The following is a 26,895-nucleotide window of genomic DNA, read 5'->3' as shown; positions in this document are numbered from 1 at the left end:
GTAAAAATCGCTTTTCATAAGAAAGTTTAAAGTCCGTTGAACATTTATGGTTTAAAAAAAATCTGTGTTAACTATGCGCTTACTTCCGTGTTCTCAAAGCCAATATATTCATAAACAATCTGTACGCTCCCGGAACTCCCGCCGGTAATTCTCTAAAAAACGACAATCCTGTGTACACATAAGTTCCTTTTCCATATTTTCCGGCCAACAAACTTCCTTGTTTTGGAGATTCTCCCGTATCATTACCTTCTAAAAGTGGAATCATTTTTCCATCCCAAGAATCCGCGAAATACAAACCTCTTTCCTGAACCCAATTTTCAAAATCTTGGTCCGTCAATTTATTTGGATTGTTGAAAACGGGATGATTCGGAACGAGCATTTTCAATTTCGCATCTTCTTCCGAAATTCTGCCACTTCCTAATTTTAATGAAAATGGGGCAATGTCAATCGTAAGCAAACCTCGGTTGGTATTATACTGATTAATAATCAAACCGCCATTTTCTACAAATTTCCAGAGGTCTTGGTTGATCATCGCCAATTCTGGTTGGGTATTAAAAGCACGAATGCCTAAAATAAGCACATCATAATTTTGCAATTGAGCAGCGTTCCAATTTTTAACGTCTAATTCATCCACCTTCAAACCAATGGCGCGAAGTGAGGACGGAATATCATCTCCCGATCCAGTGATGTACGCAATTTTAACTGTTGGAATTTTTAAATCTAAATTTTGAACCTGAACTTGCGATTTTTTAGTCCAAATCTGACGGTCGATATGCGGATATGCAACGACTTGTAAAGATTGATTGTAAGTTTTGCCTTCTGATTCTATGACGGTTTCTAAAGTTGAATTGGCATTTCTTGAAATGGGTTCAACCTGAAAATACAGAGTTTGCTTTTCACCAGTTTCTGTGAAGATAACTTTTTGCGCAGGTGAAATTTTCCAATCTTTACTGCCGTTTAAAGAAACAGTCGGCGTGGATTTTCCCGCAAAACTTTGAACTTCTACTGCAATTTGTTTGGGCTGATTGCTGAAAATAAAATTTTCCTGGTCGAAGTTCGCTACAAAAGTAGGAATGGTGTAAAAAGGTTGATACATTTCACCAATAGAAGGATCTACCGTTTTTTGTTGCAAAGGAATATCGAAATCAATTTTAGTGGTTCCAAAATCAACGGTCACTTTTTTGGTGATGGCATTTGAGATTTCGGGCAGTCCAATATTTTCAGGATTTTCGGTGATGTAGAGATTGTTCTTCGGCATTTTTTCCATCCAATACGGATTAGAATAATTTCTATTTTCGATCTTATATTTCTGATTTTCTTTAAAAGTTTCGTTAGCCAGAATTGTTTGAGAAGTATTCCCAGGAAGAGAAACCGTTACTTCTGCATTACGTCTATTCGCGATTTCCAGGCGGGTAGAAATCTCTTCTCCCGATGTTCCGAAAGCTTTTTCTGTGGTCCATTCGAAATAAATTCCCTGTGTTTTTAAGATTAAATCTTTTATTTCTGCCAATTTTGAATCTTTTGGATTCTCTTTTTTCATCAATTTATACGCTTGAAGCAAACGTTGCAACGTCAATTTCGGATTGCTGAACTGATATTCTGAAACTGCAAGATCTAATTGTTTTTGCAGTGCAGAATTTTCTGATTTCAATTGAATTCCTTCGAAAATATCATTTGTTTTTGGTTGGTCACCTTTTAGGAACTTCAGATATTCCATGTCATTTCCTCTTTCTAAAGCTGTTCCAAAACCTTGGCAAGCGTGCATGCTTCTGGCTTTCGAGGAAATTTCATTATTAGAAATTCCCAAAATTGGATAGTAATTCCCAACATTGATGGGATATAATCCTGTCTTATCTGATTTTTCGAAATTTTCTTTACTGCCGAAAAACCACCAACTTGTATTGTAAAATAATCTTTTCGGTCGCCAGACTTTTACATATTTTAATTGTTCTGGAAAAGCTTTTGAATCAGCTGCCAAATCGAAAGCTTCCATCGCCAAAATTGCCGATGCAGTATGATGTCCGTGCGTCTCGCCATTGGAATTTGGATCAAAACGGGTAATAATAATTTCCGGTTTGTTTTTGCGAATTGCCCAGACCACATCAGATAAAACCTGCTGTTTATCCCAAAATTTCAAAGTTTCTGTAGCCGTTTTTGAGTAGCCAAAATCCAAAGCTCTCGTAAACCATTGCCGACCTTTATCTATTTTCCGAGCTTCCAAAAGTTCTTGCGTTCTCAATAAACCCAAAAGTTCTCCTTTTTCTGTACCAATTAAATTTTGTCCGCCATCGCCCCTTGTCAAAGATAAATAGACTGCATCCACATGTTTATCATGCGTTAACCAAGAAATGACGCGCGTATTTTCATCATCCGGATGTGCCGCGATATACATAACGGTGGTATTGTTTTGCAGGCGAAGTAAATCATCATAAATTTCTGAGGAAGTGTTTTGAAGGGACTGTGCAGAGCATAAAAGGGACATAAAAAAGCTGATCCCAACGAGAAATTTTATCATAGGCTAAAGATAAAAAGTTATTCTAAAATTCTTTGCATATTATCAAAATTTTAAAGAATCCATCTATAGTTGAGCAGACAAAAAAGCTCCATCTTTTTAGAGTAGAGGCATTTTCAATCTGGAAAAATCGGGATAAATATAAATTCTTTCATAAAAAAAATCATTTCCTTGAAGCCACCATTTTTTTTAAATTGGAAACGGTTATGTTGTACTGGCGGGAACTGGATTCATAAGAAATATACTTGAAACTCAATTCATCGCCCTTCATTACGTATTGGTACACACCTTTGCGGTTTACCGGAGAAGGTAAACCGCCCAATTTTTCCTCAATAGTTAAGGTGTCATTGCTGGCTGCAAATTTTATTGACTCAAATACCGTATCCTTTAGTGAAACATTAAGGTCATCTCTTTTAAACTGCAAGACTACATTTTGGGCGGTTGAAATATTAGCAATTCCTGCCCATTCCGTATTATCAACTGGATCTATAGGGTGTGCTTTGGTGGAGCTTAAGATCATTGGCAAAGCAGAAAGTAAAATGATGCTGAAAGTAGTTTTCATAGGTTTTGAAGTTAAATTTTGAATAAAATAAAATTTTGGGACGATTCTATTTCTAGTGATTACACCCAGCTTATTCCGACCAACTATGGTTTTGCATAACAATAATCTACTGACTTCTATTATATTATCTCTTTGTATCCGCCTTAAATATGACTACATTTGAGTAAGACCATTTCTCATGATTAAATCACCTTCTTTGTTGGACTCAATAAAATCTTTTTTCTCAGAAATAGGTGATATCACTTTGTTTGCGGGTAGATTTTTTCGGGAGGTTTTTACACCGCCTTATGAGTTTAAAGAATTAATTCGCCAGTTCTATAATATCGGGAACCGATCTTTATTGCTGGTTTCGGTGACGGGATTTATTTTGGGTCTGGTCTTTACGCTGCAGTCCCGACCCACTTTGGAACAGTTTGGTGCCGAATCCTGGATTCCTTCCATGATCAGTATTTCCATTATTCGGGAAATCGGTCCTGTAATTATCGCCTTAATTTGTGCAGGTAGAATTGGATCCGGAATTGGAGCGGAATTAGGCTCTATGCGTGTTACCGAGCAAATAGACGCCATGGAAGTTTCTGGCACAAATCCTTTCAAATATTTAGTAGTCACCAGAATCCTTGCCACGACTTTAATGTTACCACTTCTGATTATTATTGGTGATGCCATTTCCTTATTTGGATCTGCCCTGGTGGAAAATTTGAAAGCAGACGTTTCTTTTACCCTCTATTTTAGTCAGGTATTTGAGGCGATCACTTTCGGAGATATTATTCCCGCCACCATCAAATCTTTTTTCTTTGGTTTTGCCATAGGATTGATTGGGTGCTACAAAGGCTATAATTGTGGAAAAGGAACAGTGGGCGTAGGTGAAGCGTCTAATGCAGCGGTAGTTTATACTTCGATGTTGGTATTTATAATTGATTTCATTGCAGTATTTGTAACCGATATTATTTTTGAAATTTAGATCATGGCTGAAAATAACAGAAAACCCGTTTTAGAATTGAAAAATATCACCAAAAGTTTTGGGGACAATCAAGTGCTGAAAGGTTTTAACCTGCAATTATTTGAAGGGGAAAATTTAACCATCATGGGAAAATCAGGTTCCGGAAAATCTGTAATGGTAAAATGTCTTGTCGGTTTGTTGAAGCCAGATGGCGGAAGTATCAGTATTCGGGGAGAAGATATTACCAAAATGGGTCAGAAAGAACTGGACATTCTTCGTACGGAGATTGGATTTCTTTTCCAGGGCAGTGCACTTTATGATTCAATGACCGTTCGGGAAAATTTAGAATTTCCTTTAAGAAGACATCGGGATAAAGTAGAAAGTTCCGAAGACACAGAAGTTTTGGTCCTGGAAGCTTTGGAAAATGTAGGTCTTGCGCAAACCATTGATTTAATGCCGGCAGAACTTTCGGGCGGAATGCAGAGAAGAGTTGCACTAGCGAGAGCTTTGATCTTAAAACCAAAAATTTTGATGTATGATGAGCCAACAACAGGTTTAGATCCTATTACTTCGAAAGAAATTATTGAATTGCTGAGAAATATTCAGGAAAAATATAAAACGTCTTCTATCATTATCACGCATGATGTAGATTGTGCAAGAGTGATTTCTAACCGAATGATTCTCTTGGTAGACGGCGTAAATTATGCCGAAGGTACCTATGAAGAACTTTTAGAATCCGAAGATCCACAAGTTCAGGCCTTCTTTAAAAATTAAAATTATGGGAAAATCCTCAAATAAATTAAGCGTTGGAATATTTGTCGTGGTCGGTACAATTTTACTCGTCACGGCGCTCTATTTCGTGGGAAAACAACAGCATTTATTTAGCAAAAGCATCGCTTTATATTCTGTGTTTGCAGATGTTAGCGGACTGCAGCTTGGAAATAATGTGCGGTATTCTGGTGTAAATGTGGGAACCGTAAGCAAAATAGAAATGACGGCAGAAGGAAAGATCACCGTAGAAATGTCGATCGATGAGCAGGCTGCTCAATTCATTAAAAAAGATGCGGTCGCCAGTATTTCCTCTGATGGTTTGGTCGGAAGTATGGTTGTTAACTTAGTTCCGGGCGAAGAAAAGGCATCAAAGGTTGTAAAATCAGGCGATCAGATTCTAGTGAAAAGTAAAATTACGGTGGATGAGATCTTGGAAACTTTTAGTAAGACCAATGAAAGTGCAGCTTTGATAACGTCTGATCTCGCGAAAATTACACATAAAGTGGTAGATGGTCAAGGAGCTTTGGGTGCAATATTAAGTGATGAACTTTTGGAAAACGATTTGCGACGTTCCATTGCGGCTTTAAAAAGAACTGCCGAAGGTTCCAACCAAGCCATGGCACAGGTTAACGCCATTATTTCTAAGATTAATTATGATGAAAGTGCCGCGGCGGTATTATTGAGCGATCCAAAAACGCGCGCTCAGATCCAAAATGTCTTTGCCAATTTAGAGAAATCCAGTAAAGACATTAATAAAGTTTCCCGCAGTCTCGATCAATATGTGACGGAAATTAAAACCAGTAAAGGTTCTCTAAACTACATTGCTAAAGATGAAGGTTTAGCGAAAAACATAGATTCTACCGTAATTAATGTGAAAGAAGCCACCGATAAATTGAATCAAAATATGGAAGCCTTAAAACATAATTTCCTCTTCCGCGGCTATTTTAGAAAACTGGAAAAAAGGAAACAAAAAGATTTAGAAAATTCGGACGTTAAGCAGTAAAATATTTAAACTCACGAAAATTTAGAATCAATTTTTTTTGCAATTAATTCGACATAGAAAAGACTAACGAATAATAATGAAATTCAAAACGAAAAAGACCATTTTCAATGTCCTCTCCATAATTTTCGGCATCGTACTTTTAGGTGCAGCCTACAATCACATCGTAAATGCAGAAATGTACACGGCGATGGTTCCACAATTTATTCCCCTCTTATTTGCGGATGTATTTGCCGTGGTTTCAGAAGCGGTGGTTGGAATTCTTTTGTTGGTTCCAAAGACAAGAAAATACGGCGCAATTGGTTTTACACTTTTAATGATCATCTTTTTACCCCTTCATATTTGGGATGTATTCCGCGTTGAAAATCAGGAAAATCCTTTGGTGAAAAGCATGAATGTGGCTGTTATTAGATTGGTCATGCAGTTGATGGTGATTGCTTTGGGATTTTATATGTTCAAATTTTATTCAAGAAGGGTAGTGTTTGAGGGATAATTTATTTTATACCAGCATCATCTAGAAGTTGATCTTTTGAAATATTTGGAATGTTTTCCTACTATTTCAACGGAAATTTCAGGCATGATTTTTTGGTAAATATGATGATAGATGAATAACCTTTAGGAATAAATGCACTTTTCGTATTTTTGCAGAAATTAATTAGAATGAACATCAAGCAATTCGAATATAAGCCACTGTCCCATTATTCTTACGCCATTATCAGCGAGGGAAAAATGGCCGTGATTGATCCAGAAAGAAATCCTCAGCAATATTATGACTTCGCAAAAGAGAATAATGCAGAAATAGTTGCGGTTTTTGAAACACATCCACACGCCGATTTTGTAAGTTCTCACTTGCAGATTCATCAAGAAACGGGCGCAACCCTATATAACAGTGAAAAACTAGGCGCAGATTATCCACACGAAACCTTCGATGAAGGAAATTCTTTTCAGTTAGGCAATGTTACTTTAAAAGCCATTAATACACCGGGACATTCCCCAGACAGCATTACAATTGCTGCTACTCACGGAAAAGAAACTGTACTTTTCACCGGTGATACATTATTCATTGGCGATGTTGGCCGACCAGATTTGCGGGAAAAAGCCGGTAATATGCAAGCCAAACGGGAAGAATTGGCAGAAATGATGTTCGAAACACTTGCCCATAAATTCACCAGTTTTTCAGATGAAGCCGTGGTTTATCCAGCACATGGAGCAGGTTCTTTGTGTGGTAAAAATTTGAGCGAGGCAGCAAGCAGCACATTAGGTGAAGAAAGAAAATTCAATTGGGCTTTTAAAAAGCAGACGAAGGAAGATTTTATGGAAACCCTATTAGAAGGGCAACCTATTATTCCAGCGTACTTTGGTTTTAATGTCGGCATTAATAAAGCAGGAGCAGAAAATTTACAAACATCCCTTGAAAAAATTCCCTTTAGAGAAAATGCTTTTGCAGAAGGTTTAATTGTAGATACGAGAGCAGAAGATATTTTTAAGAAGGGACATTTGAAGGGAAGTATTAATATCCAAGCAAGTTCCGATACGGCTAAGTTTGAAACGTGGCTCGGAGCAATTATAAAGCCAAATGAAGCGTTCACTTTGGTGGTAGACAATAAGAATGATAGTGAAAAAATTCTACACAGAATTGCTAAAATTGGCTATGAAACTCAGGTTAAAGAAGTGATTACAATTCCAAAGAGTGAATTAGTTTCCTCGGACAAGCTGAATGTTGAAGATTTTAAAAATCATCTGGAAAATTATACCATCGTAGATATTCGGAACCAAACTGAAATTGATGGCGGCTCCCTTTTCGAAAATGCTTTGGCTCATCCTTTAAGTGAATTGAAGGATTCAGCTGCAGAAATCCCAACAGATAAACCGATCGTGGTTCACTGCGCCGGAGGTTACAGAAGTGCGGCAGGAAGCAGTATTCTAGAAACCATATTTCCAAATGCAACCGTTTACGATTTGAGTGAGGCTGTAGAACAATTCAAAAAATAAATAAAATTTTCACCCTTTATTTTCCTTAAAGTTTGCGCAAGATTCTGATTCGAGACTTATGCAATTCTCTAAATTTTTTAACATCTAAATTCTCTAAATGACCTGGATTTACGAACCTTGGCCGTGGTATATTGCGGGACCTTTAATCGCATTCACCATGTTTCTCCTGCTTTTTGCGGGTAAACAATTTGGAATTTCCTCTAACCTGCGTACAATTTGTGCGGTAGGTGGTGCCGGAAAATTCTCTTCCTTTTTTAAATTTGATTGGCGAAAAGAAAGCTGGAATTTAGTAGTCGTTTTAGGGTCAATCATCGGTGGGTTTTTGGCGTCTAACTTTATGTCTAATGCTGGCGTAAAAATAAATCCAGAGACCGCAGCTCAACTTTCTACTGATTATGGAATTAGTAGTTCTGATTCTGCGTATTTGCCAACAGAACTTTTCGGGGCTGAAAATCTCACTGATCCTTTTATTTTAGCCATTTTAATTATCGGTGGATTTTTGGTTGGTTTCGGCGCCAGATATGCGGGAGGTTGTACTTCTGGACACGCCATTTCTGGGTTGAGTAATCTTCAAATCCCTTCTTTAATTGCCGTTGTGGGCTTTTTTGTCGGCGGTTTAGTAATGATTCATTTATTATTTCCTTTAATTTTTACCTCATGAAGTATTTAAAATTTTTCGCCATCGGAATTCTTTTGGGAATTGTGCTGTATAAATCTGAAGCCGCGTCTTGGTTTAGAATCTACGAGATGTTTCACTTTCAATCCTTTCACATGTTTGGTATTATTGGATCGGCTGTAATATTGGGCGCAATTGGCGTTCAGATTATTAAAAGAAAAAACATCAAAGCGGTTGGGAATCAGGAAATGTCCTTGAAACCTAAAGCAAAAGGTTTTGCACGTTATTTATTTGGCGGAACGCTTTTCGGATTGGGTTGGGCTCTTGCCGGAGCTTGTCCTGGACCCATGTTTATTTTAGCAGGCGCAGGATATGGCTCCATTATTATCGTGATTGCCGCCTCGCTTTTGGGAACCTTCGCTTATGGTTTGGTGAAGGGTAAATTGCCGCATTAAATAAATTTTGAAAAAGATCGTTGCATAAAGTTGAATTTTTTAATTCACCTCAAATTTCCGGGCTCTAATCATGTCACAGATTGCCAAAATATCTTCTCCAATGAGTCGATCATTTTCAAGTTTTGGAACTTTTGAGCGAATTAAAGAGTAGGCGCTTTCCACATATTTCGTGCATTTTGCAGGCCGACGAAATTCTAATCCTTGCGCCCCAAACATAAGTTCCACGGCCAAAATATTCTCTAGATTTCCCAAAACCTGATTAAATTTTCTGCCCGAAATACTTCCCATGGAAACATGATCTTCTTGTCCTAAACTCGTCGGGATCGAATCGGCAGAGGCGGGAAAGCACAAAGTTTTATTTTCTGTGACTAAGGCTGCAGAAGTATATTGCGGAATCATGTAACCTGAGTTTAATCCCGAACTTTCCGTTAATAAACGGGGCAAACCATATTTTCCTTCTAACAAAAGATAACTTCTTCTATCCGAAATATTTCCTAATTCTGCCGCTGCCAAAGTTGCGTAATCAAGAGGCAAAGCCAGCAATTGTCCGTGAAAATTACCGCCCGAAATTGATTCTTCTGCACTTAAAATTATTGGATTGTCGGTCACCGAATTAAGTTCCGTTTCCGTTAAATTTTTTAAGTGTTCAAAGGCATTTCTACTCGCACCATGAACTTGTGGTACACACCGCATAGAATACGGGTCTTGCACGCGATCACAATATTCATGACTTGCTAAATTCTCAGAATTTTTAAGGAACTTTCTCATTCTGGAAGCCACATGTTTGCTTCCGTCAAAAGGACGAATGTCATGCAGTTCTTTTTTAAAGGGACTCGCGGAACCTCTATAGGCTTCTAAACTCATGGCCGCCGTCAAATCTGCCAGATCCAAAATGTAACCGAAGTGATCTAATCCTAAAATGGCATGTGCTAAAATAAATTGAGTTCCATTAATCAACCCTAAACCTTCTTTCGGTCCCAATTGCAAAGGTTCAATTTCATGTTTTGCTAATATTTCTGCCGCATTTTTCACTTCATCATTGTCCCAAACTTTTCCTAAACCCAAAACTGGCAAGACCAAATGTGCCAAAGGAGCCAAATCTCCAGATGCGCCGACGGAACCTTGTTCGGGAACAGCAGGAATAATATCTTTTTTGAGTAAGAGGATAAGTCGCTCAATTACTTCCAAGGAAACGCCCGAAAAACCTTTGGACAGAGCATGGATTTTTGTGATGATCATGACTTTAGATAAATCCTTGGAAATGGGCTTTCCCACCCCAACCGCATGAGAAATAATCAGGTTGTGCTGTAGCTGCGCCGTTTCTTCCTCCGAGATTTTCACATCGCAAAGCGGACCAAAACCCGTGTTGATACCGTAAACAGTGCGGTCAGAAGCGACGATCTGCTGCACATTATGCTGGGATTTCAGAATTTTCTGTTTCGCTTCTTTATTGAGTTTTGCTTTTCCGGAATCACCTAAAATGGTCATCACATCTGCAATGGTGAATGTATCTACGCCGTAAATCATGATTCTTAAATTTCCCTAAAAGTACTGTTTTTTATAAACCTAAAGAAATGATAGAAATGCAATCTTATTTACTGACAAAAGTCATAGAAAATTAAACTTCTTATGATTACTATCCTATACATAATTAAAAAGTTAATTCTAATTTTGAGGGTTATTTATAATTAAAATTAATAAAACCACTTAAAATGGAAATAAAAAAGAACGTTCATGATTTTCATATTCCGGTAATGGGACTTGCTTATACAATAGACAGTCCGATCAGAGTTGCGCATTACGGCATTTCTTCGGTTGTTTCCATTATTGATGATGACATCGTGGAAAAGATGAATATTTTTTATCGAAAAAAGTATCATTTTGATGCTGCCGAAATTTCCATTAAAAGCGAAGATTACCGGGCAAAAAGGATTACCTCTTATTTGGATATGATGCAGGATGTGGTCAATGAAAAATTTGAAAATTTCAAAGAGGAATTATGCAGAAGTAAAGAAACGCTTAATCAATATATTGCAATTCTTCCTAATAAATCAGACTTTAAAAAAGGCCTTCAAAACCTCTTAGATCAAACAGGAAATTTCACTGAAAACGCTAAGAAATTTTTAGAAACCCATCTTTCTCCGGGAAATATTGATGTGAATATTATGACCAAAGTGGACAAGGATAATTTCATAGGAAACAAACAGTTGCCCACGATCTACAATGATGCCCATGCTTCTCTGAGAGGCTTTGCCAACAGTAAACTTTCTTCCTCTGTAGTGCTTTCAGCGGGAATGAATCCTAGATTGTACAGTTATTTCGAAACTTTCTCCGATTTCTTTCCTGATGTTAAAGGCGTATTAAAAAAGAAAATTATACTGAAAGTGAGCGATTTCCGTTCCGCAATGATTCAAGGAAACTTCTTAGCGAAAAAAGGACTTTGGGTGTCGGAATACAGAATTGAATCGGGATTAAATTGTGGTGGTCATGCTTTTGCGACAGAGGGTTTGTTGCTTGGACCCATCATGGAAGAATTTAAACAAAAGAAAAATGAACTGATCGCTTCTGCTCATGAACTTCTGAAAAATGCTTTAAAATTGAAAGAAATTCCGTGTCCGGCAGAACCTTTAGCAATGAAAATAACGGTTCAAGGTGGAGTGGGAACTGCAGAAGAGCACGAATTTTTATTAGAAAATTATCACGTAGACAGTATCGGCTGGGGTTCGCCTTTTTTATTGGTTCCAGAAGCAACTTCCGTTGATAAAGAAACCCGAGAGTTATTAATTAAGGCAAAGCAAGACGATTTTTTTCTCAGCAATATGTCGCCACTCGGTGTTCCTTTTAATACCATCAAAGGAACTACAAATGAATTCCTGAAACAGCAAAAACTCCTACAAAATAAGTCCGGAAGTTCTTGCCCGAAAAAATTGCTGGCTTTAAGCAAAGAGTTTTCCCCAAAAGGTATTTGTACGGCTTCCAAAAAGTATCAGGACATCAAATTGAATGATTTAGAAGTCGAAAAGGACCAGATCAATTCCAGTGAATATGAAAAAAGAAAAATCAAGATTACGGAGAAAACCTGTCTTTGCGTCGGCCTTACGAATTCTGCTTATCTGGAAAATGATATCATTGTAAAAGGTGAAAAACAGGGCGTTGTAATTTGTCCCGGTCCAAATCTCGCCTATTTTGATAAAGAAGTTTCACTTTCTGATATGGTGAAACATATATACGGAAACAAAAATATATTGCCGGAACAAAACCGACCGAATATGTTTATCAACGAGCTGAAATTGTACGTGGACTACCTCACTAAAGAAATCGAAGAGTTTTCTGAGAGCTTCACGAATGCTCAGGCTAAAAAATGGAAAACCTTTAAAACCAACCTGGTAGAAGGTGTTTCTTATTATGAAAATTTATTTTCTGAAACCACTTTTTTCAAAAATAATTTTAAAATACTTCAACTAGAGCTTGCAGTTTTTAAAAAAGAGATTACCGGACTAGAAATTCCGGAGCATAAAACGGTCTAGTTTTTCCAACTTTTAATCAATCAGTCCGTCTTTTTGGTGGACTGATTTTTTTACCACTTTTTACATTGGTACAAAGCAAAACCTTATTTTTGCAGGATGAATTCTGATCTTGAACTTCAACTCAAAACTTTACCAACCGAACCGGGAGTTTATCGCTACTACGATAAAAAAGACCAGCTACTTTATGTGGGAAAAGCGAAAAACCTGAAAAACCGCGTCCTTTCTTATTTCAATAAAAATCTTTCCGGCTACCGAACCAGAATCATGGTCAGTAAAATTTTCCGGCTGGAAACGACCATCGTGCCAAGTGAATATGATGCTTTACTCCTGGAAAATAATCTGATCAAAGAACATCAGCCTTTTTACAATGTGATGTTGAAGGATGATAAAACCTATCCCTGGATCTGCATTAAAAACGAAGACTTTCCTCGTATTTTCCTAACACGAACCATGATCAAAGACGGGTCAGAGTATTTTGGTCCTTATGCAAAAGTTCGTCCCGCCAAGGTCTTGCTCGATACCATCAAACATATTTATAAAATCAGAACCTGCAATCTAAATCTTGCGCCAGAGAAAATAGCGGAAGGAAAATACCGCGTTTGCCTGGAATATCACATTAAAAATTGTGAAGGTCCCTGCGAAATGCTGGAGATGAAAGAACATTACGACGAAAAAATTGAAGCGATACGCGGTATAATCAAGGGTGATTTCCGGAAAGCAAAAGAGTATTTGAATAGTGAGATGATGAAATTTGCGGAAAAACTGGAATTTGAAAATGCTCAAATGATCAAAGACCGCGTCGATATCTTAGAAAAATATCAGGTAAAACATACGGTCGTAAATCCGTCCATCAATGATGTGGATGTTTTCGGAATGACGAGTGACGAGACCGCAGCGTATGTCAATTATTTTAAAATCCAAAACGGAAGTATTATCCAAAGTTTTACGACAGAAATTAAAAAAGTATTGGAAGAAACGGATGATGATATTTTGGAGGAAGCCATGATTGAAATTCGTCAAAAATTTGCTTCAGTTTCAAAAGAAATATTAATTCCTTTTCATCTCACGTTGGAAATTCCGAATGTAAAATTAATTGTCCCAAAAGTGGGCGATAAGAAAAGAATTCTAGAACTGTCGGAAAAAAATGCAAAGGAATACCGCATTGAAAAATTAAAAGCCGTACAAATTGTAGATCCAGAGAGACACACCAATCGCATCATGGCAGAAATGCAAAGATTGCTGAGAATGCCCGAAGAACCAAGACATATCGAAGGTTTTGATAATTCAAATATTCAAGGGACGAATCCCGTGTCGGCGTGTGTGGTTTTTAAAGATGGTAAACCGAGTAAAGCAGATTACCGTATTTTTCATCCGAAAACGGTGGTCGGTCCTGATGATTATAAAACCATGGAGGAAGTAATTTATCGTCGGTACAAAAGATTGTTGGATGAAAATGAACCTCTGCCGCAACTCATTTTGATCGATGGTGGAAAAGGGCAGCTTTCCTCTTCCGTAAAAAGTTTAAAATTGCTTGGATTGTACGGAAAAATAACCATTATCGGCATCGCCAAACGTTTAGAAGAAATTTATTTTCCGGAGGATCCTATTCCTTTATATATTGACAAAAAATCGGAGACGCTCAAAATTTTGCAACGCGTTCGGGATGAATCGCACCGTTTTGGCGTAAAACATCACCGGGTTCGCCGTATGAATTCGACCATTAAATCGGAACTGGATGAAATTCCTGGCGTGGGTGAAAAAGCAATTGAATTGCTACTTTCAAAACTAAAATCAGTTAAAAGAGTGAAAGAATCTTCCAGAGAAACTTTAGAAGAAATAATGGGGAAAAGTAAAGGTGGCGTGGTGTGGGAATATTTCAATCCCACCTAGAACGTTTTACTTTCTAACCAAAACTTCTTTGCGGAAACTACCATCAGGATTTTCACGTTCAACTACTATGTTACCGTTTTCCAGATAACCCAAAGTTGTGGATCCATCATTAAAATATACCCGGTAAAAATCTGCTTTTGTGGTAGGTTTAAAAGTCGCGAACGGAATAGAACTGCCTGGATTAATTAAAATAAAGTCCTTATTCGGTAGCAGAATTTTATTAAGATTTACTTTACCATCACTATAAATTTCCGCTTTTTCTAAAGCGTTTGTTTGCATTTTGGCAGAAGTCTGAACAATTATTTCTTTTTCAATAGTTGTAGCTGGAATTACTTTCTTGCTCGTAATCGCAGGTATGTAAGCTGCAATAATTTCTTTTGGTGCCGCAACAGTTTTCTTTTCTTGATTAGAAGGAGAAATATTTTTCAAGGAACTGAGGAGCGCATCACGCATTCCCAAGTCAAAATCTTTGATGGATGACCTGCCCTCAAAGGTAGCGACGTTTTTATTTTCGCAATCCGTTAAAATAATCCGGGTTTTATTGGTGAGAAAAGTACTTACATCTAGAATTTCGGCTTTTAAAATCTCACACGGACTTGCCACGTTTTCTGGTTGCCGTTCCGACGTTTGGTTAAAAACAGTGTATTTTTTGGCCTTTAAAGTAGAGGCAAGCAAATCGGATAATTGATACTTATTGGCTTTTGAATCCTGAAACTTCTCCGGAATCAAAATATATTGATACTCTGAAATTTGTTGACTATAAAGTAATGTAATCATGAAAAGTGAGAAAATTTGTAGCAGTTTTTTCATAAAAATAATTTTAACTGAAGTGTAATCGTTTTTAATATTAATTTCTAAAATCACCCATATCAAGCTTCAAAGAAAAGAAATTGGAGAAAAAATTAGAGCCGCCAATTCCAGAATTTGTAATGGCATAATCTAAAGTTAATCCTTGGTATTTAATCCCAATTCCGCCACTGGGCTGGAAAGAAACTTTTCTTTTTAAATCTTCAATATCGGTAATGGTCTGAAATCTGTTCACTCCTAATCTCACGAAAATCATATCCTGAAATTTTAATTCTGCTCCCGCATATGGGGTGATACTCGCAAAATCCGTAGAGATAACAGCCGCAGTTTTCGCAAAATCCACATTCAATCCTACTTCAGGCAGTAATTCTAAATCCCGACTCAGCTCAAAATTTTTGCTCAGTCCCAGATTTAATTTGGGCATCGTTATTTCTAAATTATCCGTAGGTGCGGGATTAAATTCTTCCCCATTCACTACGGCAGAAAGTTCCGCTTGGTTCACCTTCCAGAAATTCACTGTTGTAGTGGCGTCTCGTAACATTGCGCCGTAATTAATTCCATTATCCGCATTATATAAAACACCTAAGTCAAAGCCGAAACCGAAACCATTCGCAAATTTACCCACATTTCTGTAGACCATTTTGGCATTCACTCCGACAGACAAACGGTGATCACCACCCGGACGAAAAGCGTAGGAAATTAACGCAGCATAATCTGACTGAGAAAAACTGGTAATTTTGTCGTAATCAATATTTCCTTCTGAATCAATGAGTTGCGTGGTATTTAAAATATTGTCGACTCCAAGTCGAACTAAAGAAATGGCGAAAACTCCGCCGTTATTATCCAGGGGTTTTGCAAAGGCGATATAATCATATTTCGCAATGGATTCAAAATATTCCGCATGCATTGCAGCAGCTTGCCAATCACGTTCTACACCAATTAATCCAGCTGGATTCCACATGGGAGAATAAACATCATTTTGATTGGCGATTACCGCTCCACCCATGGCAAGACCTCTAGCTCCCGCGCCGATATTTAAGAATTCGTTGGAATATTTCCGGACGATCTGTGCCTCAGAAAAAATTCCGTAAAACATAAAAAGGGAAAATAAAATTTTTTTCATCAAATTTCTACTTTTTTAGTAGCTCTTCTCGCTTTAATGATGCCGTTTGCAACAATTGCTAAAATCATAATCAAAGACGCAATATAAAAAATCGGACTCATTTGTTCGGAATCGCCAAAAATAAAAAATGCGAGTATAATGCCATAAACAGGTTCTAAATTTACTGTGAGAATCAAAGTAAAGGGAGAAATGTACTGCATTAAATTCACAGATTCTAACATGGGGAATGCTGTAAAAACACTTGCTAATATAATGATTAACGCTAAATCTCTGTAACTTATTTCATTGAGATAAGTTATTTGTCCCATAAAAATATAGATGACGGAGAGAATTAGAAATCCAGAGAAAATCTCATAAAAAATAATATTTCCAGAACTTGTTTTCCCAAAGATCCGCCCATTAAAAACAGAAAATATGGTACCGAAAAGCGCGGTTAAAATCCCGTAAAAAATTCCTTCTTTATACTGAAATTCTGTTTTAAAAATCATACCCATGCAAATAACGATGACAACTCCCATGATGACTTCGGAGAGATCAACCTTCCTTTTAAATACTATAGGTTCCAAAATCGAAGCGAAAAGAGTAGATAATGATAGGCAACTTAGCGCTATGGAAACGTTGGAAACTTTAATGGAATAGAAAAAACAAAACCAGTGAAAAGCCATAAATCCGCCAATCACCGCGAGCTGTATCATTAACTTTCGGGAAATATTTAAACTTTCTTTTTTAAAAAATCGGATAAAAACATAGAGGAAAACAGAGGCAAATAGCATTCTATAAAAAACTAAAATGGTCGCATTGGTATGGATCAATTTACCCAAAATTGCAGTAAATCCCCAAAGAAAAACAATTAAATGAAGGCGGAAAAGAGCTGAATTTTTATACACTTTTAGTCTGATTTTTTACGTTTTGCAAATCTACCAAATCGCTTTTAAACTATTGGTTAATTTAGATTCTCTTTTTAATGTTATTCCTAAAAAAAACCCCAGAGATCTTCTAAATCTTTGGGGTCTTCAAATAATAAACTATTAAAAAAATAAACTAGAAACTGAATTGCGAACAATTCACTAAACTATTTTAGGATTCTTATTCTTTAACGAGAATTCTCAGAAATTATTTTGCTGTACTCTTAAATTCATATTTTTTCTGATAATTAATTTTCTGTCAATCAAAACGTTACCGCAAACCATTATGAATAAGGGAATTATAATTAAAAATCTTACCTTTAGACAAACTTTTTTAGATAATGGATTTAGAATTTAACAAGAGAGAAGATCAAAATAAACTAAGGCAAACAGAAATGAACAGCATTCTGAATGCGATAAAAAAAGGCGGTGGAGAAAAACGCCTCCAAAAACAACGCGACCAAGGTAAATTAACCGCGAGAGAAAGAATAGAATATCTTTTAGATAAAAATTCTAATTCTATAGAAATTGGAGCTTTTGCCGGATATGAAATGTATGAAGAAGAAGGCGGTTGTCCCAGTGCTGGAGTTGTAGTGGTAATGGGTTACGTTTCCGGAAAACAATGTTTGGTTGTGGCGAATGATGCCACCGTAAAAGCTGGAGCTTGGTTCCCAATCACCGCCAAAAAGAATTTGCGTGCCCAAGAAATTTCTATGGAGAATAAATTACCCATTATCTATTTGGTAGATTCTGCGGGCGTTTATTTACCCATGCAAGATGAAATTTTTCCCGATAAAGAACATTTTGGACGCATTTTTCGGAATAATGCGAAAATGAGTTCCATGGGAATTGTTCAGATTTCTGCCGTTATGGGCAGTTGCGTTGCAGGTGGCGCATATCTTCCGATTATGAGTGATGAAGCCATGATTGTGGATAAAACAGGTTCTATATTTTTGGCTGGTAGTTATTTGGTGAAAGCCGCAATTGGGGAAAATATTGATAATGAAACTTTGGGTGGCGCAACTACGCATTGCGAAATTTCTGGTGTTACAGATTACAAAGCAAAAGACGACAAAAATGCTTTAGATCGAATCAAAAATATTATGAAATCCATCGGGGATTATGAAAAAGCAGGTTTTGATCGAACGGAAAGTGCACCTCCGAAGGAAAGTATTGAAAATATTTTTGGCCACATGCCGGTTTCCAGAGGGGATCAGTACGATACTTTTAATATTATCAAATGTTTGGTTGACAACTCAGAATTTGAAGAATACAAAGGCGATTACGGAAAATCCATCATTTGCGCCACGGCTAGAATTGAGGGTTGGAGCGTCGGAATTGTGGCAAACCAAAGAAAATTAGTAAAAAACGGAAAAGGTGAAATGCAGTTTGGCGGCGTTATTTATTCCGATTCGGCAGATAAAGCCACCCGATTTATTGCAAATTGCAACCAGAGAAAAATACCATTATTATTCTTACAAGATGTGACTGGATTTATGGTCGGTTCAAAATCTGAACATGGCGGAATTATTAAAGACGGCGCAAAAATGGTGAATGCCGTTGCCAATTCCGTAGTGCCGAAATTTACGGTGATTACTGGAAATTCTTATGGCGCCGGAAATTATGCCATGTGTGGTAAAGCCTATGATCCAAGATTAATTGTAGCTTGGCCCTGGTCAGAATTAGCTGTTATGGGTGGAAGTCAGGCTGCAAAAGTTCTGGCACAAATTCAAGAATCTACCTTAAAAAAGCAAGGAAAAGAAATTTCCGAGGAGGAACATCAAGAAATATTAGATTCCATTTCTAAGAAATACAAGAAGCAGACGGAGCCAACCTATGCTGCTGCTCGATTATGGACAGATGCAATCATCAATCCGATCGATACGCGAAAATGGATCTCCATGGGAATAGAAGCCGCAAATCACGCTCCGATTACAGAGAAATTTAATTTGGGAGTAATTCAGGTCTAAACAAAAAGGGGATAATTGAAAATATTTTTTGTGATTTTCAGCGTGCTTTCAAATCTTGTGTTTTCTCAAGAGAAGATGATGTCATGTAATGAAATAGATTCTTTTTATTTGAAACATCAAAAAGAAAGAGCTGCTTTTTTTGGAGTTTCACAAATTCAAAATATGAATGAAGAAATTGTTTATCGATTTTGGAATACCAGTAATTTATTAGAAATAACATCGAAAAGAGGCAAATTAGAGGGAAAGGTAATTTACGCAGTTCAAAATGTTAGCGGAAAAAATGAAGACGAATTTTTTAGAAGAACATTTAAATTATCAGATGAAGCCGCCGAATCTTTAAATAAAATATTTGAAGAAAAATATGAGAATCTGAAAGTTTTAAATTGGGAAAAAGGTTCAGATGGAATAAACTATAACTTTGAAAGAAAAATCTGGAATTCTTATTGTGAAAATTCTTACAGCACTTGTTGCAATGATGAGAATGAAGCGAAATGTTATTTGGAAATAAAGGAAGCTCTTGATTTGATAATCGACTATAAAAGTTATTACGAGAGTTTTGTCCAAAAAATTCCTTTTCGCTCTTACACCTATTACGGCGTTTCCTACAATATAATAAATTACAAAAAATGACAGGCTAAAAACATAACCTTTAAAAACACAAATCATGAAAAAAACTCTTGTCTTCTACGCGCTTTGTAGCTTCTCGCTCGGATTTTCGCAATGCACTATTTCGGGTGCAGATGAAATCCAAGTTGGAGAACGAGTGAATTATACCGCAGAAATTAGTGCAGATGATGCATCGAACATTTATGAATGGGTGTATCTGGATCAAAAATTAATTCCAGAAGGAAGCCTGAACGAAAAATCACTAACGGTAAAAGGTTCTGATTTAGGAAAATCCATGTTAACTTTAAAGGTTAAATCTGGTTCAGGTAATGTGAAATGTCATAAAACAGTCAACGTAATTGCACCCACAACTAATTTATCGCCAAATTCTAGCAGTTGTGATTTGAAAGTGGACGCGTTTATAGAAAAAAGAATTTCTAATAATACCGTTGTATTTGAACCCGTTACTTCGGAAACCCAATATTCTTACACCTGGATTGTAACGTATAGAAATGGCAAAAAAGAAAGCTCTGGCAATAAAGCAGGAAAGTTTAATTACTCCAACCAAAATGTAATTGACCAAGTGCAGCTGGAAATTAAAGAAGGATACTGCTCGAAAAAAGTTAGTAAAGTTTATGATACTAATTTTTGGTATTTTTTCTAGAACACACTGCCATTTCTTAACAAAAAAGTTCACCCGAAAAGGTGAACTTTTTTATGCTTATACTTGAAGATTAAGCTTTCACAAACTGCAGTTCACCTGCGATTTGTACTTCGTCAGAAACCATTACGCCACCTGTTTCCAAGGCTGCGTTCCAGTTTAAATTATAATCTTTTCTGTTAATCTTTCCTTCAAAAGAAAAACCTGCTTTCGTATTTCCCCATGGATCTACATTAATTCCACCGAAATCTACATCGAAATTAATAGGCTTTGTAACGCCATTTAAAGTCATATTTCCAGTAATACCTTCGTTAAGAGCAGCGGATTCAAAAGTGATTTCAGAATTTTCTTCCACGTTGAAAAAGTCGGGGCCTCTTAAATGTACATCTCTGTCATTATTATTCGTATTAACAGAATCCGTTTTGATCACTGCCTGAACTTTTGCATTTTTAAAAGTTTCATCATCTGCTTCCAAAGTCACATTAAAACTGTTGAAATTTCCTTTCACGTTAGAAATCATCATGTGTCTTACTTTGAAAGTAATTTCACTGTGTGTTGGGTCTAAGTTCCATTTTGTTGACATAATATATAATTTTTTGTGTTGTTATTTCTACTGCAAAGGTGCTTCATGCATTAATTTTTAGCATTGATCTAAGATAAGAAATGAAAAATTTCAGTGGCTACACTTCAAATATTAAGAAATATCTTAACAATTCACCAAAATGGTAGTTATACTTTAAGCTGCTTTCTATATTTTTGAAGGACATTTTACGCAATGAAAAAACTTTTCCTTCTTCTATTTCTTTTTCAAAATGCTTTTTTCGTTTTTGGCCAAAAGTCAGATTCTCTTAGTACAGTTAATAAACCTTTCGAGTTTCAATATAAAAAATTATATGTTCCGGCTGGATTAATGCTGACCGGCGTTTTTGTGGATGGAAGAGGAGAGGAATCCCTGAAAAACGAAGTTGCAGAGGAAAGAAATGAACATCTGTTCGGATTTACCAATCATCTGGATGATTATGCACAGTTTGCTCCCTTTCTGGCAATATACGGTTTTGAATGGTTAGGGATGACGCCCAGAACCGACTGGCAAAACCGAAGCGCAATTTTGTTAAAAGGCACAGTTTTAAATTTAGGCATGGTTTATTTCTTAAAAAAAACCCTGAAAGAACCTCGTCCGGATGGAACTGCTTATTCATTTCCGTCTGGTCATACAGCAATCGCTTTTGCCGGAGCCACCATGCTTTCCATTGAATATGGAGAAAATTACAAATGGGTTCCGTATGTTTCTTACGGCGTTGCAACGGGAATTGGGGTGATGCGAATGGCGAATAACAAACATTATATTTCCGATGTTTTATTTGGCGCTGGATTGGGAATTCTCTCCACAAAAATTGCCTATTGGACCCATCAATATAAATGGAATAAACCAAAATCTACAATTGATCCTTTTGCGGGAATTGTCTACTAAAAATCCTTTAATTAACATTTTTTAACAACTCATTTTTATTTCTTAATTTTAGACCTCTAATAATTTAAGAAATGAAATTTTCAAAAGGTGCCTTTTTTCTTCTTTTTACAGGAAGTTTTTTCTTTGCGCAACAGCAGAAATTTACAATTGCAGAAGCTGTAAACGGACTTCGCAGTACTTTAGCCGTTAAAAATATCTCGCAATTTTCTTGGAGCCAGGATCAAAAATCATTTATCCAAGGCACTAAAAATGGCTATTTCCTGACGGATATTCACAGTTTGAAACAAGATACGCTTATTTCTTTGCATCAAATAAATACGAGCAATACTTCAGAAAATCAACTGAAATCCTTCCCACGCATAAATTTTGTAAGCAATTCCAAAGGATATTTTACGAAAGATTCTCAATATTTTTGGGTAGAAAAATCGGGAAAAGATTGGAAGGTGAAAGAATGGTTTACTCCAGAAGCAGAGGCCGAAAATATTCAGCTTTTTAGCAATAATGAAGGTTTTGCTTTTACGGTAAAGAATAATCTATATGTCAGCAAAAACGGTAAAGTAACAGCCATCACTACAGATGCCCAAGAAACCATTGTAAATGGTCAAGCTGTTCATCAGCGGGAATTTGGTATTGATAAAGGAATATTTCTAGCGCCAGACAATTCCAAAATCGCTTTTTATAGAATGGATGAAAGCATGGTGAAAGACTATCCCATCATTGATTGGAGTACAATGCCTGCTTCCAATAAAAACATTAAATATCCTATGGCTGGAACGCCTTCTCATCACGTGAAATTGGGTATTTTTGATGTTAAAAATAATTCGAAAATTTATTTGAATATTGAGGGTGATCCAGAACAATATTTAACCGCTGTAACTTGGAGTCCAGATGCGAAAACAATTTATGTGGCAGTTTTGAATCGGGATCAGAATGAAATGAAACTCAATCAGTACGACGCTTCTACCGGAAATCTGCTGAAAACTATTTTCGAAGAAAAATCTACGGAATATGTGGAGCCGCAGCATCCATTAACTTTTTTCCCCAATTCTAACACCGATTTCATTTGGCAAAGTCAAAGAACAGGCTACAACCATCTTTTTCATTATAACACTGAACGTGGACTGGTTTCTCAGTTGACCAAAGGAGATTGGTTGGTTACAGATCTGCTTGGTTTCAATGAAAAGAAAAAAGAAATTTTCTATGCTTCTACGCAAGTTTCGCCCTTGGAAAGGCATTTATACAAAATAAATTGGACCAATTTTAAAACCCAACGATTAGATTCTGAACCTGGAATGCATGCGGGAATTTTAAGCAAAGATGGAACGCAGCTTTATGATATTTTCAGTAATGAAGATACGCCCCGAAAAATTAATATTATTAACACCGCTTCCGACAAATCCAAAAATGTATTGATTGCAGAGAACACTTTAAAAAAGTATCTGCGACCAGAAATTAAAAATGTAACCTTAAAAGCCGAGGATGGAACGCCGCTTTATGGTAAGATTATTTTGCCCACCGAATTTGACCAAAATAAAAAATATCCTGTTATTGTTTACTTGTACAACGGGCCGCATGCACAATTGATCACCAATAGCTTCCCTGCTTCTGGCAATTTGTGGTATGAATTTATGGCCCAAAAAGGCTACATTGTTTTCACCATGGACGGTAGAGGATCTTCTAATCGAGGATTAAAATTTGAGCAAGCAATTTTCCGAAATGCGGGTGAAACCGAAATGAAAGATCAGCTGAAAGGTGTTGATTATTTGAAATCATTGCCTTATGTAGATGCAGACCGCCTAGGAATCCATGGGTGGAGTTATGGTGGCTTTATGACGACGAGTTTTATGCTAAAATATCCAGAAGTTTTTAAAGTAGGCGTTGCGGGTGGACCTGTAATCGATTGGTCTTTGTATGAAATTATGTACACAGAGCGCTATATGGATACGCCGCAAACCAACCCTGAAGGCTACAAAAAAGCCAATCTTCTGGACAAAGTTCAAAATCTAAAAGGAAATCTACTCATGATTCACGGTGCACAAGATAATGTGGTGGTTTGGCAACATTCTATGAAATTTTTGAAAGCTGCGGTAGATAATGGAGTTCAGCTGGATTATTTCGTTTATCCTGGTCATGAACATAATGTTCTGGGGAAAGATCGTGTTCATTTGATGCAAAAAGTGACTGATTATTTTGATGAATATTTGAAGGAATAATTTTTTTTGACCGACGTTTTTCGTTTTCCGTTCCCTTCCGATTTTAAATCGGGATTCGCTCAACACGGGTTGCAGATTCTGTGTAAAAAAAGATTAGAATTCATTCAGAAATCAATTTTTTAAAATCATTAAAAATTAAAGCCATGCAAATTTTTGTAGATTCCATTGAGGACTATTTGACTCAAGTTCCCGAAGAAAGAAAAGCAGCTTTTAAAAAGCTATTTGAAACCATTTCCGAAAATTTACCAGAAGGATTTCAGCAAGAAATAACCTACGGAATGATTGGGTGGAATATTCCCTTGGAAACTTATCCAGCTGGCTATCATTGCACGCCAAATACACCTTTGCCCTTTATGAATTTAGCCTCGCAGAAAAATTTTATTGCGATTTATCATATGGGAATTTATGCAGATCCTGAATTACTAAATTGGTTTGTAGGAGAGTATCCTAAATATTCTGCTAAAAAATTAGACATGGGAAAATCTTGCATTCGTTTTAAAAAGCCATCGGATATTCCCTTCGATTTAATCGCAGAACTTTGTCAAAAAATGACTCCACAAAAATGGATTTCCCTTTATGAGAAGCTTTACAAAAAATAAAAACAGCAATTTGATAACCTTTGCGGAATAAATTAGGCTTTTCTTTAGAATTTTATCCGCTCGCAGCTTTTTTGCACTTCTATTTTCAACGCTTTTTACTTTAACTTATGTGGTAAAAAACTTTGTGACCTTTGTGGTTTATAAAAGTTATTCCCTTAAAACTTTAATCCTTCCATCCTTCCAAAGTCTAATCACCGATGATCCTGAAAATTCTGAGATTTTATCATGATTTTCTTCCGCCACAAAATCCACAGCACTTACGATTTCCTTAGAAATATCGGAAAACTTAAGAGGAGATTTTTCTCCACTGAAATTCGCGGAGGTAGAAACCAAAGGACTATTTAATTTGGTAATGATTTTTTTCAGATATAAATCCTTCACCAATCGAATTCCGATACTTCCATCTTCCGCCAACATTTCTTTCGGTAAACCTTTGGGGTTGTCGTAAATTAACGTCACGGGTTTTTCAGAAAGTTCCATGATTTCCCAGGCTATTTCGGGAACTTCCACAATATCCTGCAAGCGTTTTTCACTTTCCACCAAGATAATCATGGATTTATTTTGATCTCTTTTTTTGATTTCAAAAATTTTGTTGATCGCTTCAACATTCGTTGCATCGCAACCTATTCCCCAAATCGTGTCTGTTGGATAGAGGATCGTTCCGCCTGATTTTAAAGTTTCTATAAGTTTTTCCAAAAGGTTTTATTTTAAATAAATTAAAAAATTGTTGTAAAAGATGACCATTATTCATCAATAGGAGCGGGCTTTTGCCCGTTTTAATTTTGTACATGTAAAGTGGCTTTAGCCAAAACTTATTTCATCATTATTTTAAAATTATATTTTCCTATAAATTCTAAATTCTAAATTCTAAATTCTAAATCCTCAGCCGAAATTTTTTTTCAAATGATGTACTTCTTGATTTTTAATATAAGTTCTCATTTGATCAATCATCGATTCAGAAACTGAAACGGCAAAATATTCATCCTGTCAATGAAACTTGTCTACAGTGAGGTTGTTTTTATTAATCCAAAAAGAAGATTCCCCTTTAATTAATTGAACCACTTTCTCTATATTTTGATCAGAACTTAATGAAATCAGGCAATGACAATGATCAGAATATCCATTAACCATATCGATGAAAATTTCCTTTTCGTTTGCATTTTCCTTGATATGTTCCCATACTTTAATTCTCAAATATTTTGAATTAAGAAATGGTTTTCTTTCGAGTGTTGCGAAAACTAAATGAATATATATTTTGACAAATGACATATAGAATTCAAAATTAGTGAATTTTAGGTTTTGGCTAAAGACAATTTGAATATTTTATAATTTTAAACGGGCTAAAACCTGTTCCTCTTGATAAGGTAATTCGTGTCAAATACTGTCAATGATTTTAAATAAAATTTGTCTTTTGCAAAAGTAAATAAAAATAGAAAGGAATTTCTACTGATCTTCTTATCATCCATCAATGCTTTTACATAAGAATTGACCTAATTTTGTCCCATAAAATAAGTATAGGATGGAATTAGGAATCTGAATGTTTGGCGATTTAGCCCTGGACCAAATCACTGGAAAATGTCAAGATGCATGGTAAAAAATTCGTGAAATTGTACATCAAATCAAATTGGTGGATGAAGTTGGAATCGATGTTTTCGCGATGGGAGAACATCATCGCGCGGATGATGCGGTGTCGTCTCCGGAAATCATTTTAGCTACAGCCGCAAGTATCACATAAAACATCGAATTAGCAAGTGGAGTCACGATTCTGAGTTCTTCAGAACCCGTAAAAGTTTATCAAAATTTTGCGACTTTAGATCTCATTTCAAATAGAGAGCCGAGATTTTTGTTGGTCGAGGAAGTTTCACAGAATCTTTCTCTTTATTCGGATATTCTCTGAATAATTACGAACAATTTTTCGAGGAAAAATTGGATTTACTATTAAAAATAAATTCCGAGGAAAACGTGTCTTGGAAAGGAAAAATTTGTGCTCCCATAGAAAATAAAACGGTTTATCCGAGAGCAAAAAATAGAGGAAAACTTCTAAATTGAAGAACCGTTGGTGGAACTTCGCAATCGGTTTAAAGCGCTGCAAAACTTGGAATTCCTTTAGTGGTCGCAATTATTGGCGGAATGCCGATTCAGTTCAAAAATTTAATTCAATTCTACAAACAAGAATATTTAGCGGCTGGATTTCCAGAATCCGAGATGCAAATTGCCATTCATTCTCACACTTTTGTAAGTGATGATCAAAATGTCATCGACGGATATTTTTAAA

24 protein-coding genes and 1 pseudogene are annotated in these 26,895 nt (G+C 36.3%); 16 read left to right on the top strand and 9 right to left on the bottom strand.

Annotated elements, in window-relative coordinates; all coding sequences use genetic code 11:
- Positions 1–79 precede the first annotated feature (79 nt).
- A complete protein-coding gene (locus tag RCH13_RS11325) occupies positions 80–2,515 on the bottom strand; it encodes a PIG-L family deacetylase (protein WP_326987354.1) in 2,436 nt (811 codons plus the stop codon).
- Positions 2,516–2,675: 160 nt separating this feature from the next.
- Positions 2,676–3,074, bottom strand: coding sequence for a hypothetical protein (locus RCH13_RS11320; RefSeq protein ID WP_326987353.1), 399 nt, complete (start codon positions 3,072–3,074; stop codon positions 2,676–2,678).
- A 178-nt stretch (positions 3,075–3,252) separates the two neighbouring features.
- Between RCH13_RS11320 and RCH13_RS11315 the strand changes: the two genes are divergently transcribed.
- The 7 genes from RCH13_RS11315 (at position 3,253) to RCH13_RS11285 (ending at position 8,848) form a co-directional block, all read left to right on the top strand.
- Positions 3,253–4,035 (top strand): MlaE family ABC transporter permease, encoded by a 783-nt coding sequence (locus RCH13_RS11315; RefSeq protein WP_326987352.1) that lies wholly within the window; start codon positions 3,253–3,255, stop codon positions 4,033–4,035.
- Between the two features lie 3 nt (positions 4,036–4,038).
- Positions 4,039–4,788: an ABC transporter ATP-binding protein gene (locus tag RCH13_RS11310; protein WP_326987351.1), complete on the top strand. Its 750-nt coding sequence runs from the start codon at positions 4,039–4,041 to the stop codon at positions 4,786–4,788.
- A gap of 4 nt (positions 4,789–4,792) precedes the next feature.
- Positions 4,793–5,788, top strand: a complete 996-nt coding sequence (locus tag RCH13_RS11305; RefSeq protein WP_326987350.1) for an MlaD family protein — start codon at positions 4,793–4,795, stop codon at positions 5,786–5,788.
- 76 nt (positions 5,789–5,864) lie between these two features.
- On the top strand, positions 5,865–6,278 hold the full coding sequence (locus RCH13_RS11300) for a MauE/DoxX family redox-associated membrane protein (RefSeq protein WP_326987349.1): 414 nt from the start codon (positions 5,865–5,867) through the stop codon (positions 6,276–6,278).
- A 167-nt stretch (positions 6,279–6,445) separates the two neighbouring features.
- A complete protein-coding gene (locus tag RCH13_RS11295; protein WP_326987348.1) occupies positions 6,446–7,777 on the top strand; it encodes an MBL fold metallo-hydrolase in 1,332 nt (443 codons plus the stop codon).
- 97 nt (positions 7,778–7,874) lie between these two features.
- Positions 7,875–8,438 (top strand): YeeE/YedE family protein, encoded by a 564-nt coding sequence (locus RCH13_RS11290; protein ID WP_326987347.1) that lies wholly within the window; start codon positions 7,875–7,877, stop codon positions 8,436–8,438.
- Positions 8,435–8,848 carry a DUF6691 family protein gene (locus tag RCH13_RS11285; RefSeq protein WP_326987346.1) on the top strand — a complete coding sequence of 138 codons (414 nt, stop codon included), beginning with the start codon at positions 8,435–8,437 and terminating at the stop codon, positions 8,846–8,848. The genes RCH13_RS11290 and RCH13_RS11285 overlap by 4 nt, the downstream gene beginning before the upstream one ends.
- A 39-nt stretch (positions 8,849–8,887) precedes the next feature.
- On the opposite strand, the gene hutH is transcribed toward RCH13_RS11285, so the two are convergent.
- A complete protein-coding gene (gene hutH, locus RCH13_RS11280) occupies positions 8,888–10,375 on the bottom strand; it encodes a histidine ammonia-lyase (protein ID WP_326987345.1) in 1,488 nt (495 codons plus the stop codon).
- Positions 10,376–10,560: 185 nt separating this feature from the next.
- On the opposite strand from hutH, the gene RCH13_RS11275 reads away from it, so the two are divergent.
- Positions 10,561–12,375, top strand: coding sequence for a hypothetical protein (locus tag RCH13_RS11275; RefSeq protein WP_326987344.1), 1,815 nt, complete (start codon positions 10,561–10,563; stop codon positions 12,373–12,375).
- 96 nt (positions 12,376–12,471) lie between these two features.
- The gene (uvrC, locus tag RCH13_RS11270; protein ID WP_326987343.1) at positions 12,472–14,265 is read left to right on the top strand and encodes an excinuclease ABC subunit UvrC; all 1,794 of its coding nucleotides are present in this window, start codon (positions 12,472–12,474) and stop codon (positions 14,263–14,265) included.
- A gap of 6 nt (positions 14,266–14,271) precedes the next feature.
- Here the strand turns inward: uvrC and RCH13_RS11265 are convergent, their stop codons facing one another.
- The 3 genes from RCH13_RS11265 to RCH13_RS11255 are packed head-to-tail and all read right to left on the bottom strand — an operon-like array spanning position 14,272 to position 17,082.
- Positions 14,272–15,075: a hypothetical protein gene (locus tag RCH13_RS11265; protein ID WP_326987342.1), complete on the bottom strand. Its 804-nt coding sequence runs from the start codon at positions 15,073–15,075 to the stop codon at positions 14,272–14,274.
- Between the two features lie 37 nt (positions 15,076–15,112).
- A complete protein-coding gene (locus tag RCH13_RS11260) occupies positions 15,113–16,195 on the bottom strand; it encodes a PorV/PorQ family protein (protein ID WP_326987341.1) in 1,083 nt (360 codons plus the stop codon).
- The gene (locus RCH13_RS11255; protein WP_326987340.1) at positions 16,195–17,082 is read right to left on the bottom strand and encodes a DMT family transporter; all 888 of its coding nucleotides are present in this window, start codon (positions 17,080–17,082) and stop codon (positions 16,195–16,197) included. The genes RCH13_RS11260 and RCH13_RS11255 overlap by 1 nt, the downstream gene beginning before the upstream one ends.
- A 359-nt stretch (positions 17,083–17,441) precedes the next feature.
- Between RCH13_RS11255 and RCH13_RS11250 the strand changes: the two genes are divergently transcribed.
- The 3 genes from RCH13_RS11250 (at position 17,442) to RCH13_RS11240 (ending at position 20,340) form a co-directional block, all read left to right on the top strand.
- A complete protein-coding gene (locus RCH13_RS11250) occupies positions 17,442–19,070 on the top strand; it encodes an acyl-CoA carboxylase subunit beta (protein WP_326987339.1) in 1,629 nt (542 codons plus the stop codon).
- 162 nt (positions 19,071–19,232) lie between these two features.
- A complete protein-coding gene (locus tag RCH13_RS11245) occupies positions 19,233–19,700 on the top strand; it encodes a hypothetical protein (RefSeq protein ID WP_326987338.1) in 468 nt (155 codons plus the stop codon).
- A gap of 34 nt (positions 19,701–19,734) precedes the next feature.
- Positions 19,735–20,340, top strand: a complete 606-nt coding sequence (locus RCH13_RS11240) for a hypothetical protein (RefSeq protein ID WP_326987337.1) — start codon at positions 19,735–19,737, stop codon at positions 20,338–20,340.
- A 70-nt stretch (positions 20,341–20,410) separates the two neighbouring features.
- Here the strand turns inward: RCH13_RS11240 and RCH13_RS11235 are convergent, their stop codons facing one another.
- On the bottom strand, positions 20,411–20,920 hold the full coding sequence (locus tag RCH13_RS11235; protein WP_326987336.1) for a YceI family protein: 510 nt from the start codon (positions 20,918–20,920) through the stop codon (positions 20,411–20,413).
- A 192-nt stretch (positions 20,921–21,112) separates the two neighbouring features.
- Here RCH13_RS11235 and RCH13_RS11230 point away from each other — a divergent pair, with 192 nt between their 5' ends.
- The 3 genes from RCH13_RS11230 (at position 21,113) to RCH13_RS11220 (ending at position 24,620) form a co-directional block, all read left to right on the top strand.
- On the top strand, positions 21,113–21,808 hold the full coding sequence (locus RCH13_RS11230; protein ID WP_326987335.1) for a phosphatase PAP2 family protein: 696 nt from the start codon (positions 21,113–21,115) through the stop codon (positions 21,806–21,808).
- Positions 21,809–21,879: 71 nt separating this feature from the next.
- Positions 21,880–24,021 (top strand): S9 family peptidase, encoded by a 2,142-nt coding sequence (locus RCH13_RS11225; RefSeq protein ID WP_326987334.1) that lies wholly within the window; start codon positions 21,880–21,882, stop codon positions 24,019–24,021.
- A 143-nt stretch (positions 24,022–24,164) separates the two neighbouring features.
- Entirely contained in the window at positions 24,165–24,620 is a 456-nt protein-coding gene (locus RCH13_RS11220; protein WP_326987333.1) for a DUF1801 domain-containing protein, read from the top strand.
- 147 nt (positions 24,621–24,767) lie between these two features.
- On the opposite strand, the gene RCH13_RS11215 is transcribed toward RCH13_RS11220, so the two are convergent.
- Together RCH13_RS11215 and RCH13_RS11210 are read right to left on the bottom strand one after the other, a co-directional pair.
- Positions 24,768–25,316 carry an L-threonylcarbamoyladenylate synthase gene (locus RCH13_RS11215; protein WP_326987332.1) on the bottom strand — a complete coding sequence of 183 codons (549 nt, stop codon included), beginning with the start codon at positions 25,314–25,316 and terminating at the stop codon, positions 24,768–24,770.
- A 186-nt stretch (positions 25,317–25,502) separates the two neighbouring features.
- Positions 25,503–25,889, bottom strand: a pseudogene (locus RCH13_RS11210) (transposase).
- 840 nt (positions 25,890–26,729) lie between these two features.
- Here RCH13_RS11210 and RCH13_RS11205 point away from each other — a divergent pair.
- A complete protein-coding gene (locus tag RCH13_RS11205; RefSeq protein ID WP_326987330.1) occupies positions 26,730–26,894 on the top strand; it encodes a hypothetical protein in 165 nt (54 codons plus the stop codon).
- Position 26,895: the final 1 nt, after the last annotated feature.

It is taken from the genome of Chryseobacterium sp. MP_3.2, assembly GCF_035984805.1.
Lineage (GTDB): Bacteria > Bacteroidota > Bacteroidia > Flavobacteriales > Weeksellaceae > Kaistella.
Note: the sequence above shows the minus strand (reverse complement) of the source record. Positions and strands in the feature narration are given on the sequence as shown.

Excerpts from the sequence above, each read along its gene's own strand:
- uvrC (WP_326987343.1), top strand. The coding sequence starts at position 12,472 with ATGAATTCTGATCTTGAACTTCAACTCAAAACTTTACCAACCGAACCG.
- RCH13_RS11225 (WP_326987334.1), top strand. The coding sequence starts at position 21,880 with ATGAAATTTTCAAAAGGTGCCTTTTTTCTTCTTTTTACAGGAAGTTTT.
- RCH13_RS11310 (WP_326987351.1), top strand. The coding sequence starts at position 4,039 with ATGGCTGAAAATAACAGAAAACCCGTTTTAGAATTGAAAAATATCACC.
- RCH13_RS11220 (WP_326987333.1), top strand. The coding sequence starts at position 24,165 with ATGCAAATTTTTGTAGATTCCATTGAGGACTATTTGACTCAAGTTCCC.
- RCH13_RS11260 (WP_326987341.1), bottom strand. The coding sequence starts at position 16,195 with ATGAAAAAAATTTTATTTTCCCTTTTTATGTTTTACGGAATTTTTTCT.
- RCH13_RS11230 (WP_326987335.1), top strand. The coding sequence starts at position 21,113 with ATGAAAAAACTTTTCCTTCTTCTATTTCTTTTTCAAAATGCTTTTTTC.
- RCH13_RS11320 (WP_326987353.1), bottom strand. The coding sequence starts at position 3,074 with ATGAAAACTACTTTCAGCATCATTTTACTTTCTGCTTTGCCAATGATC.
- RCH13_RS11235 (WP_326987336.1), bottom strand. The coding sequence starts at position 20,920 with ATGTCAACAAAATGGAACTTAGACCCAACACACAGTGAAATTACTTTC.
- RCH13_RS11245 (WP_326987338.1), top strand. The coding sequence starts at position 19,233 with ATGAATGAAGAAATTGTTTATCGATTTTGGAATACCAGTAATTTATTA.
- RCH13_RS11315 (WP_326987352.1), top strand. The coding sequence starts at position 3,253 with ATGATTAAATCACCTTCTTTGTTGGACTCAATAAAATCTTTTTTCTCA.
- RCH13_RS11325 (WP_326987354.1), bottom strand. The coding sequence starts at position 2,515 with ATGATAAAATTTCTCGTTGGGATCAGCTTTTTTATGTCCCTTTTATGC.
- RCH13_RS11275 (WP_326987344.1), top strand. The coding sequence starts at position 10,561 with ATGGAAATAAAAAAGAACGTTCATGATTTTCATATTCCGGTAATGGGA.
- RCH13_RS11300 (WP_326987349.1), top strand. The coding sequence starts at position 5,865 with ATGAAATTCAAAACGAAAAAGACCATTTTCAATGTCCTCTCCATAATT.
- RCH13_RS11265 (WP_326987342.1), bottom strand. The coding sequence starts at position 15,075 with ATGAAAAAACTGCTACAAATTTTCTCACTTTTCATGATTACATTACTT.
- RCH13_RS11240 (WP_326987337.1), top strand. The coding sequence starts at position 19,735 with ATGAAAAAAACTCTTGTCTTCTACGCGCTTTGTAGCTTCTCGCTCGGA.
- RCH13_RS11250 (WP_326987339.1), top strand. The coding sequence starts at position 17,442 with ATGGATTTAGAATTTAACAAGAGAGAAGATCAAAATAAACTAAGGCAA.
- hutH (WP_326987345.1), bottom strand. The coding sequence starts at position 10,375 with ATGATTTACGGCGTAGATACATTCACCATTGCAGATGTGATGACCATT.
- RCH13_RS11290 (WP_326987347.1), top strand. The coding sequence starts at position 7,875 with ATGACCTGGATTTACGAACCTTGGCCGTGGTATATTGCGGGACCTTTA.
- RCH13_RS11295 (WP_326987348.1), top strand. The coding sequence starts at position 6,446 with ATGAACATCAAGCAATTCGAATATAAGCCACTGTCCCATTATTCTTAC.
- RCH13_RS11305 (WP_326987350.1), top strand. The coding sequence starts at position 4,793 with ATGGGAAAATCCTCAAATAAATTAAGCGTTGGAATATTTGTCGTGGTC.
- RCH13_RS11285 (WP_326987346.1), top strand. The coding sequence starts at position 8,435 with ATGAAGTATTTAAAATTTTTCGCCATCGGAATTCTTTTGGGAATTGTG.